The sequence below is a fragment of the Wolbachia endosymbiont of Drosophila bocki genome, assembly GCF_028982005.1.
Taxonomy (GTDB): Bacteria; Pseudomonadota; Alphaproteobacteria; order Rickettsiales; family Anaplasmataceae; genus Wolbachia; species Wolbachia pipientis.
Window position 1 is genome coordinate 1 of the sequence record NZ_JAPQLG010000114.1, and the last position, 10,327, is coordinate 10,327.

General features: G+C 36.3%; 7 protein-coding genes, 2 rRNA genes and 1 pseudogene. 5 read left to right on the forward strand and 5 right to left on the reverse strand.

The annotated features are described in order from the left end of the window. Positions 1–61: 61 nt before the first annotated feature. The 3 genes from OZD61_RS02450 to pstC all read right to left on the reverse strand — a co-directional run bounded on the left by OZD61_RS02450 (position 62) and on the right by pstC (position 3,036). Positions 62–406, reverse strand: coding sequence for a F0F1 ATP synthase subunit epsilon (locus OZD61_RS02450; RefSeq protein WP_274979721.1), 345 nt, complete (start codon positions 404–406; stop codon positions 62–64). A gap of 12 nt (positions 407–418) precedes the next feature. Beyond that, complete coding sequence (gene atpD, locus OZD61_RS02455; RefSeq protein WP_274979725.1) at positions 419–1,846, reverse strand: F0F1 ATP synthase subunit beta; 1,428 nt, start codon at positions 1,844–1,846, stop codon at positions 419–421. A gap of 101 nt (positions 1,847–1,947) precedes the next feature. Continuing rightward, entirely contained in the window at positions 1,948–3,036 is a 1,089-nt protein-coding gene (gene pstC, locus OZD61_RS02460; RefSeq protein ID WP_274979726.1) for a phosphate ABC transporter permease subunit PstC, read from the reverse strand. Between the two features lie 107 nt (positions 3,037–3,143). Here pstC and rpmH point away from each other — a divergent pair, with 107 nt between their 5' ends. The 3 genes and pseudogenes from rpmH to OZD61_RS02475 all read left to right on the forward strand — a co-directional run bounded on the left by rpmH (position 3,144) and on the right by OZD61_RS02475 (position 3,970). Further along, positions 3,144–3,278, forward strand: a complete 135-nt coding sequence (gene rpmH / locus OZD61_RS02465; protein ID WP_006279898.1) for a 50S ribosomal protein L34 — start codon at positions 3,144–3,146, stop codon at positions 3,276–3,278. Positions 3,279–3,297: 19 nt separating this feature from the next. Beyond that, positions 3,298–3,621: pseudogene (gene rnpA, locus OZD61_RS02470) on the forward strand (ribonuclease P protein component); the annotation flags it as partial. An 85-nt stretch (positions 3,622–3,706) separates the two neighbouring features. After that, the gene (locus tag OZD61_RS02475; protein WP_274979722.1) at positions 3,707–3,970 is read left to right on the forward strand and encodes a hypothetical protein; all 264 of its coding nucleotides are present in this window, start codon (positions 3,707–3,709) and stop codon (positions 3,968–3,970) included. An 85-nt stretch (positions 3,971–4,055) separates the two neighbouring features. Here the strand turns inward: OZD61_RS02475 and rrf are convergent. Then, positions 4,056–4,162, reverse strand: a 5S ribosomal RNA gene (gene rrf / locus OZD61_RS02480). 66 nt (positions 4,163–4,228) lie between these two features. After that, positions 4,229–6,994: ribosomal RNA gene (locus OZD61_RS02485) — 23S ribosomal RNA — on the reverse strand. Positions 6,995–7,329: 335 nt separating this feature from the next. Here OZD61_RS02485 and OZD61_RS02490 point away from each other — a divergent pair. Then, positions 7,330–8,406 carry a methyltransferase domain-containing protein gene (locus tag OZD61_RS02490; protein ID WP_274979723.1) on the forward strand — a complete coding sequence of 359 codons (1,077 nt, stop codon included), beginning with the start codon at positions 7,330–7,332 and terminating at the stop codon, positions 8,404–8,406. Positions 8,407–8,464: 58 nt separating this feature from the next. Continuing rightward, positions 8,465–10,249 carry a ribonucleoside-diphosphate reductase subunit alpha gene (locus OZD61_RS02495; RefSeq protein ID WP_274979724.1) on the forward strand — a complete coding sequence of 595 codons (1,785 nt, stop codon included), beginning with the start codon at positions 8,465–8,467 and terminating at the stop codon, positions 10,247–10,249. The last annotated feature ends 78 nt before the right edge of the window (positions 10,250–10,327 follow it).

Here is a 10,327-nt window from a genome sequence, read left to right on the forward strand (position 1 = left end):
GATATACCTCTTTCTTAACTATGCTTATTTTACCTCATATTTTCGAGATCCTTAACAGGTTCTAAGAAAGAAACTTCTCATCAAGATAACTTAAGTATATACTAATTCTCTTATTTTTAAACGATTTCTCATCATGAATTGCACGATCAAAAACCTGAATTTGACTTGTTACAATGCTACAATTATTACTTGCAACTTCTAATACGCCACTATCAATTACAACCTTCTTTTCTGTTTGGTTACTCATTTTAACAGTAATCATACCAGGCAATAAATAAATTAAGTAAGGAGCATGGTGAGCTAAAATCATAAGCTCCCCTTCGAGCCCAGTTACTGAAAGAGAAACCACTCCACTGAATGAAATTTGATCATCAGGAGAGAAAAATTGCACTTTAAAAGTATTCATAATCTTTAACTTTTATTTAGCTTCAGCTTGTATTAATTCAGCCTTTTTTATTGCTTCATCTATATTCCCCACCATATAAAAAGCAGCCTCTGGTAAGTGATCATATTTGCCTTCAACAATCCCTTTAAAACTGGAAACAGTATCAGAAAGTGAAACAAATTTACCAGGCATGCCAGTAAATATTTCTGCAACGTGAAAAGGTTGAGAAAGAAATTTCTGAATCTTACGAGCCCTATCAACAATAATTTTATCTTCATCAGATAGCTCATCCATACCAAGTATTGCGATAATATCTTGCAGTGATTTATAAGTTTGCAATATACGTTTCACCTCAGAAGCTACCTTATAATGTTCTTCACCAATGATTTCAGCAGATAAAGACTGAGAAGTTGAATCAAGTGGATCAACAGCAGGGTATATTCCCATTTCAGCTATTTGCCTTGACAACACTGTGGTGGCATCAAGGTGAGAGAACGTAGTTGCTGGAGCTGGATCAGTTAAATCGTCCGCAGGAACATATATAGCTTGCACAGAAGTAATAGAGCCAGAAGTTGTTGAAGCTATTCTTTCTTGCATTGCACCCATATCAGTTGCAAGGGTTGGCTGATAACCAACAGCTGACGGTATTCTTCCAAGTAAAGCAGAAATTTCAGAACCAGCTTGTGTAAATCTAAAGATATTATCCACAAAAAATAGAACATCTTGGTTTTCACGGTCACGAAAATACTCTGCCATAGTAAGTGCTGTTAAAGCAACTCTAGCCCTTGCTCCAGGAGGCTCATTCATCTGACCATAAACCAAAACAGCTTGAGATTTTTCATGCTCATTTATATTTATTACATTTGAAGTGATCATCTCGTGATAAAGATCGTTACCTTCACGCGTTCTCTCCCCTACCCCAGCAAACACAGAAAATCCTTTATGAGCTTTTGCTATATTATTAATTAATTCCATTATTAGGACTGTTTTACCAACACCGGCTCCACCAAATAAGCCAATTTTTCCTCCTTTAAGATAAGGCGCAAGAAGATCTATAACTTTTATTCCCGTAACTAAAACTTCTTCCTGTATTCTCTGTTCAGTAAAACTTGGAGGTGCTCTGTGTATAGGCTCTAAGTTATATTTTCCCTTCAGTGGACCACACTCATCTATAAGCTCTCCAACAACATTAAAAATCCTTCCTAAAGTTGAACGCCCAATTGGCACCGATATTGGTGCACCTGTATCAACAAATTCATCCCCCCTTGACACGCCATCTGTGCTATCCATAGCAATACAACGAACTACATTGTCACCTATATGCTGCGAAACTTCTAAAACCAGCTCCTCATCCTTGTATTTTAGTTTGCTTTTTAAAGCATTAAATATTTTAGGCAATTCACCTTCAAATTTTATATCAACAACTGCTTGAGTTACCTTAATCGCTCTACCTATATTCATCTCTTTATTTTTATCACCTAACACTATAATTCCATAAAAGAACTTCTAAAGAAAGCAGATTTTATATTATTAATAGAAATTTTGCAACATTAAAACGCTTACTAGTTACGCTTCATTACAAACAATGCAAACGCATTTAATAGCCAAGTAATAATAAACAATACTAAACTAAGCGCATAAGCAGCAAGAGTTTGTACACTATTGAAATCCTGATCTCCGGTAAGTAATGTAGCGATCTGCACGGTAATGGTAGTAACTGAATTAAGAGGGTTAAAAGTCAAATTTGCGTTGATTCCCACAGCCATTAGCACAATCATTGTTTCACCTATCACTCTTGAAATTGACAATAAAATTGCACTTAAAATTGTAGGCATTGCATAAGGTATTGTTATATGCCATATAGTTTCCGCTGGAGTTGCACCAAGTGCCATGAAGCCATAACGCAAGCTTTTTGGAACAGATCTTATGGCATCTTCGAGTAAAGAAATAATAAAAGGAAGAATCATTATCCCAATCGATAAACCGGCAACTAAGGCACTTTCTGAGTGTATACTTAAACCAAAAAAATTTGCTACCTGCTTTATAAAGAAAGACAAAAACACAACCGCGAAATATCCATATACAACCGTAGGAATAGCAGACAAAACTTGCAAAGTTGTATTAACAATATAACGCACTTTCTCACTCGCATATTCACTAATATATATTGCAGAAAATAAACCAAGCGGAACGACAACTAACATTGCTATAATAGTTATAAGTAATGTACCAACTAAAAGCGGCGCTATACCAAAACATCCTATCTTCTCTTCATTGATAGTGACTACATTGTGGCCCCATTTCAAGCAAAACAAGAATTCTGAAATAGCTACTTTATTAAAAAAACTAATGGATTGAATAAAAATAGACAGCATTATAAATAAAGTGATAAAAAATGATATGGCCAAAGCCACAAATAACGAAAGTTTTATTATCTTATTTCTTTTATTTTTAAAGATAAAAGCAAGCATGAAAAAAAGTAACGCTATAGAAATAAAAGTTACAAAACAATTATTATAGAATACTAACAACCAAGTTAGCATCCATACACAACTAAGATATAGATAATATTTAACCTTATTTACTTCTTGAAACCTACTAAAACAAAACAAAAGGATCAGTAAGACAGGTATGACTATCACCGAATTCATTCTTCCATGCATCAAATTTTATTCTACGAAAATGTCATACAAGTTCACCATTATTTGACAATAAAGTAAAACAATTTAAAATAAATAATTATATTAATATAAAAACAATGAAGAGAACATTTCAACCAAAAAATTTGATAAGAAAGCGCAGACACGGATTTCGTTCACGTATGGCAACAAGAGCTGGAAGAAAAATCCTTAATAGGCGCCGTTCATTAGGGTGTAACAAATTATGCGCATAGTAAGTATAAAAAAAAAGATTTTTCTTCTGCTTTCAAAAATAAGTTAGCACTCAACAGTCTTTTTTATCGTGGGCTTTATATATCACTGTACGCTATAAAAGAAAGAGAACCTGAAAAGTACATTCATACCATTAGAGTAGGTCTGGCTATCAGTAAAAAAACCGGAAAAGCAGCAAAAAGAAATAAAATAAAAAGGCAACTACGAATGCTTGCTAAAATTAGCATTTTAAATATAAGTAATATAGGGCACTACTACATAATACTAACTCATAAAAACATTATGCAAGCAAGTTATAAAAACTTACAAAAAGATCTAACTATTTGCTTAAAAAAGATAAAATAAAAAAAATCTCAATTAAGGTATTTACAACTATATTTTTTATGATAATATAGGTAAAATTTTTAAAAATAGTTAATGGGTGTGGTGAATGGTAGAGCATATAAAAGAGGTAAATAACACAGGCTTTGGTCAGATGTATCAATTCTTATTTCTTCCTAAAGGAACAGGAACAGATTGGAGGTCAGCATTTCGCCAACAAGAAGAATTATTTAAAAAAGTGGGAGGTAATGTAATATTACCAGAAATCAGTAATTCTCCTTCAAAAGGGAGTCGATTAGGGGAAGTAGGAACAATGCTAAATAATGTAGAAAATGACCAAGAACATATAAGAAAAAAAAGATATCGTGGTTAAAGTAAAAACTTAAAGAATAGTAACAAAACAAGAAAGTTAAAATATAAGTATATCCACTGTCTAACTAACAAAGAAATTTTTATAAACTTGGCGGCGACCTACTCTCCCTTTTCAAGTACCATCAGCGCTAAAAAGTTTCACTTCCGAGTTCGAGATGAGATCGGGTGGTTCATTTTTGCTATAGCCACCAAGTCAATAAAAATTTCTAACTTAACAATTTTAACTTAATATTTAACACTGCATACACACATATAGAAAGCAAATAAATCAATCAGGCTATTAGTACTAGCTAGCTTCACATGTTACCATGCTTCCACACCTAGCCTATCAACGTGGTAGTCTTCCACGGCCTTAATTGGGAAATCTTTTTGAAGAGGGTTTCTTGCTTATATGCTTTCAGCAATTATCCCATCTATACATAGCCACCCAGCGATGCTATTGGCATAACAGCTGGTACACCAGAGGTATATCCATCTCGGTCCTCTCGTACTAGAGTCAGACCTTCTCAAATTTCCTTCACCCACGGCAGATAGAAACCGAACTGTCTCACGACGTTCTAAACCCAACTCACGTATCACTTTAATCGGCGAACAGCCGAACCCTTGGGACCTTCTTCAGCCCCAGGATGTGATGAGTCGACATCGAGGTGCCAAACGGTGCCGTCGCTATGAACGCTCGAACACCATCAGCCTGTTATCCCCGGCGTACCTTTTATCCGTTGAGCGATGACCCTTCCATACAGAATCACCGGATCACTATGACCGACTTTCGTCTCTGCTTGGCTTGTCAGCCTCGCAGTCAGGCAAGCTTATGCCATTATACTATCAAGCTGATTTCCGACCAGCTCTAGCTCACCTTCGCACGCCTCCGTTACTTTTTAGGAGGCGACCGCCCCAGTCAAACTACCCACCATACAATGTCCTAGTTCCAGATAATGAAACATAGTTAGATATCAAAAGTGCAAAGGGTGGTATCTCAAGGTTGACTCCATTATAGCTAGCGCCACAACTTCAAAGTCTCCCACCTATCCTGCACATCACACTTTTAATAGCAATGTAAAGCTATAGTAAAGGTGCACGGGGTCTCTTCGTCTAACCGCGGGTACCCCGCATCTGCACGGGGAATTCAATTTCGCTGAAGTGATGTTGGAGACAGTGGAGAAATCGTTACGCCATTCGTGCGGGTCGGAACTTACCCGACAAGGAATTTCGCTACCTTAGGACCGTCAGTGTTACGGCCGCCGTTTACTGGGGCTTCAATTCGGAGCTTGCACCCTTCCTATTAACCTTCCAGCACCGGGCAGGCGTCAGACCCTATACTTCCACTTACGTGTTTGCAGAGTCCTGTGTTTTTAGTAAACAGTCGCTACTCCCTATTTTGTGCCACCTACTCATAGTTGCCTAAAAGCAGGTTACCCTTCTTCCGAAGTTACAGGTATAATTTGCCGAGTTCCTTCAACATCATTCTTTCAACACCTTAGTATACTCTACTCATCCACCAGTGTCGGTTTGCGGTACGGCCTCATAAATATAAGTGCTATTTCCTGGAGCCTCTTTTGAGCATAGATCAATCCAATAAGATCTATACAAATACGAAACCCGTCACACTTAAGAGGTTTAGGAATATTAACCTAATTGCCATCGACTACTCCTTTACGGACTCGCCTTAGGAACCGACTAACCCTACGCAGATTAACTTAACGTAGGAACCCTTAGATTTTTGGTGAGAGTGTTTTTCACACTCTTTTACGCTACTTATGTCAGCATTCTCACTTCCGATATCTCCAGCAGTTTTCACAAACCACCTTCACAGACTTACGGAACGCTCCGCTACCGCGCCTATTGATCGAAATCGATAAGCACTCACATCTTCGGTATACAGCTTTAGCCCCGGTACATTTTCGGCGCAGAAAAACTTATTTAGACAAGTGAGCTGTTACGCTTTCTTTAAAGGATGGCTGCTTCCAAGCCAACCTCCTAGCTGTAATGGTTTTTCTACTTCCTTCCCCACTTAGCTGTAATTTTGGGACCTTAGACAGTGATCTGGGTTGTTTCCCTCTTCACCACGGACTTAGCACCCGTAGTGTGCCTGCTGTATAATTAATTGTTGGTATTCGGAGTTTAGTTAGATTTGGTAAGACGGTGAATCCCCCTAGTCTATCCAGTGCTCTACCCCCAACAACATACATACAACGCTCTACCTAAATAGATTTCGCGGAGAACCAGCTATTTCCAAGTTTGATTGGCCTTTCACCCCTAATCACAACTCATCCAATAATGTTGCAACATTAACTGGTTCGATCCTCCAGTGTGCTTTACCACACCTTCAATCTGGTCATGACTAGATCACTTGGTTTCGGGTCTAATCCATAAAACTAAAACGCCCTATTCAGACTTGCTTTCGCTACGCCTACACCTAACGGCTTAAGCTTGCTTCATAGATTAACTCGCTGACCCATTATGCAAAAGGTACGCTGTCACTCTAAATATCAATAAATTGATATAGAGCTCCAACTGTTTGTAAGCACTTGATTTCAGATTCTATTTCACTCCCCTCCCGGGGTTCTTTTCACCTTTCCCTCACGGTACTTGTTCACTATCGGTCGTTAAGGAGTATTTAGGCTTGGAGGATGGTCCCCCCATATTCAAACAGGATTTCACGTGCCCCGCTCTACTCAAGGATTTAAAAACTTTCTACTTATACAGGACTATCACCTTCTATGGTTACCATTTCCAGAGTATTCTAATTCTTATTCTTAAATCACTAGCCTTTTCCGCTTTCGCTCGTCACTACCAACAGAATCTCGGTTGATTTCTTTTCCTTTGGCTACTTAGATATTTCAGTTCACCAAGTTTGCTTTACATACTTAGTACGTAATAACTAGCTAAACTAGTTGGGTTTCCCCATTCGGAAATCTGCGGATCAAAATTTGTTGACAATTCCCCACAGCTTATCGCAGCCTGCCACGTCCTTCATCGCCTCTTAACGCCAAGGCATCCATCAAGCGCTCTTAATAATTTATTTATCCGACTATATGCAGAATATGCAGAGTTAAATATTATTAAAATTGAATTGAGATCAAATTAATCTCTACCATAAAACTTGTCAAACATCTAAAAACTAAATCAATCTTTTATATATTATAACCTAATAAATAATATGTCAACGCCTTTTTGCACAAAACATTTACTTATATTATCAACAACAATATACTAGCAATCCTAAACAGTATAATCTGAGAAATATGTGGTAAACTTATGTATACAGTAAAAATTAATAAAAAAGATATTTTGTAAGATAAAATGTGTTAAAATCAATTGCCTAAAAATGATAATAAACATTCGGAGTATTTCTAACGTATGAAAAGTAATCTCTCTTTTATAAAAAACGTTGCTTTAAATTGTATGTCTAAGCTCATTGGCGTATTAAATATTAAGAAAGTAAAACACTTCATTGTGAATAAATATAATACTCTTCATAAAGAAATGACAGTGCTTCTTAAAAAATCTAAGAACCTGTTAAACACCAACATTGAAATCGGTTTATATCACTTTTATAAAGGTAGCATATCAGATGCAAAGTTACGATTTTGGTTAATTAGCATATTTTACCCCCATTTACCTATAGTCTGGTATAACATCGGAAGGTGTCATTTTGCGGCAGGGAATACTAACAAAGCTTATAATTATTTAACAAGGACACTAAAATTAGATAATGACCACGAGGAGGCGTCTTACTATATAAAAAAAATGACAAACTCAGCGCTTATTACAGAATTGCCAAAAAACCTCATAAGACAATATTTTGATTACACAGGTGAATATTTTGTTGAGCATTGGTTGATTGCCAAACAATATAGAGGGCATGAACTTGTACACATGATAATTACAAAAATCTTCAACAACTCCACTTCTGAGCTCAATATACTTGACCTTGGTTGTGGGACTGGAATATGTGGTCATTTCTTAAAAATAAATAGTATTGGAAACCACATAACAGGAATTGATATTTCAAGTAGAATGCTAAATATCGCAAGAGGATGCTTTATAAAAGGTAAGCCTGTTTACAATGAATTAATACATATGGAAATGAAAGAGTTTCTTAAACAAGAGAAAAACCAGCAGTATGATGTAATTATCTTTGCTGAAGTGCTACATTATCTACATGACTTTCAAGAAGAATTGAAATTAGCAAAAAGATCTACGAGCAAAAAAGGAGTTATTGTATGTTTAATAAGAAGAAAGGAAGGTGAAGGTATTGACTTTGTAAATAAAGGAGACTATTTTCGTCACTCAGAAAGTTATGTTCAACATGTTGCAAAAGAAATAAATATGCAAATAAGTTATATGAGTTACTGTAAAATACATGGCAGTCAGGTTGACGGTATCTTGTTTGCATTACAGCATCAACAAGAAAATCCGAAAAACCTAACTTAAAAATCGCTCAAAATGACTTTTAAGTATCTATATATAATAAAAGAATAAAAGGAATTTTATGAATAACATTACCATTAATTACGCAAAGGACAGCAAATTAACCGACTTTGGAAAAGCAGTTCTATCAGACAGGTATTTAATAGAAAATGAAAGTTATCAAGACCTCTTTGCACGTATTGCTAATTACTATTCTGATAATAAAGAACATGCGCAGCGTCTTTATGACTACATGAGCAACTTGTGGTTCATGCCTTCAACACCAATACTCAGCAATGGTGGCACTAAGAGAGGGTTACCTATCTCTTGCTTTCTTAATGAAACCGAAGACAGCTTGCAGGGAATAGTTGATCTATGGAATGAAAATGTTTGGCTTGCTGCACGTGGTGGTGGAATAGGTAGTTATTGGGGAAATTTACGCTCAATAGGCGAAAGCGTAAAGGGTAGCGGCAAAACATCAGGAATTGTTCCATTTATTGTAGTGCAAAATGCTCTAACACTTGCAATTAGTCAGGGATCCTTAAGGCGAGGAAGTTCAGCAGTTTATCTTCCTGTATCTCATCCGGAGATAGAAGAGTTTCTGGATTTACGCAAGCCAACAGGCGGTGACCCAAATCGCAAAGCGTTAAATATACATCATGCTGTAATAGTAACAGATAAATTTATGCAGGCTGTTGAGAATGATCAAGAATGGAATTTAATAAGCCCTCACAACAATAAGGTTATTTCAACTGTAAAAGCGCGGGATATATGGATCAAAATATTAACAGCAAGAGTTGAAACTGGAGAACCTTACATTATTTTCCTTGATGCAACAAATAACAATAAGCCAGAATCTTACAAAAAGCTCAACTTAGACATCAAGATGTCAAATCTATGCAGTGAAATAACTTTAACCACAGGTTATGATCACCTGAATAAGTCACGCACTGCTGTGTGTTGTCTATCATCCGTAAACCTTGAGTACTACGAAGAATGGAAAGACAATAAACTCTTCATAGAAGATATAATGCGCTTTCTTGATAATGTATTGGAAGATTTCATAAATAAAGCACCGAATGAAATGCAGCGAGCAAAATATTCTGCAATAAGAGAACGCAGTATTGGTCTTGGTGTGATGGGCCTTCATTCGTTTTTACAAAGCAAAATGGTTCCTTTTGAATCAGTAACAGCACAACAATGGAATAAAAAAATATTTAAGTATTTACGCGAGCAAGCAGATATAGTTTCTAAAAAATTAGCAGAAGAAAGGGGAGCATGTTCTGATGCCAAAGAAGTTGATCTAATGGAAAGGTTTACACACAAATTCGCTATTGCTCCTACTGCCTCGATCTCCATTATTGCAGGTAATACCTCCCCTGGAATAGAACCATACGCAGCAAACGTATTCATACAAAAGACACTTACAGGTTCATTTGTAGTGCGAAATAAATTCTTGCAAAAACTATTAGCAGAAAAAAATCAAGACAATGATAAAATATGGTCTTCAATTTCAACAAACGAGGGTTCCGTTCAGCATTTAGATTTTCTTAGTGAGCATGAAAAATTGACATTTAAAACAGCGTACGAGCTTGACCAAAGATGGATTATAGAACATGCAAGTAATAGAACTTCGTATATTTGTCAATCTCAATCAGTAAATCTGTTCTTACCTGCCAACGTACATAAACGTTACTTGCACAAAATACACATGCTTGCTTGGAAAAAAGGATTGAAGAGCTTATATTACTGCAGATCACAATCAATGCAGAGAGCCGATAAGGTCTCGCATGACATATTCAAAAAAAATGAAATATTGCAACAAAAAACAGATATTGACTACGATGAATGTCTGTCATGCCAATAGCGGCCTTACTCAGAACCTGTTTAAAATCTTCGTAATAGGAGAGAAATGAAGGAAAGGACAATCATTTGCAAGCTGGTG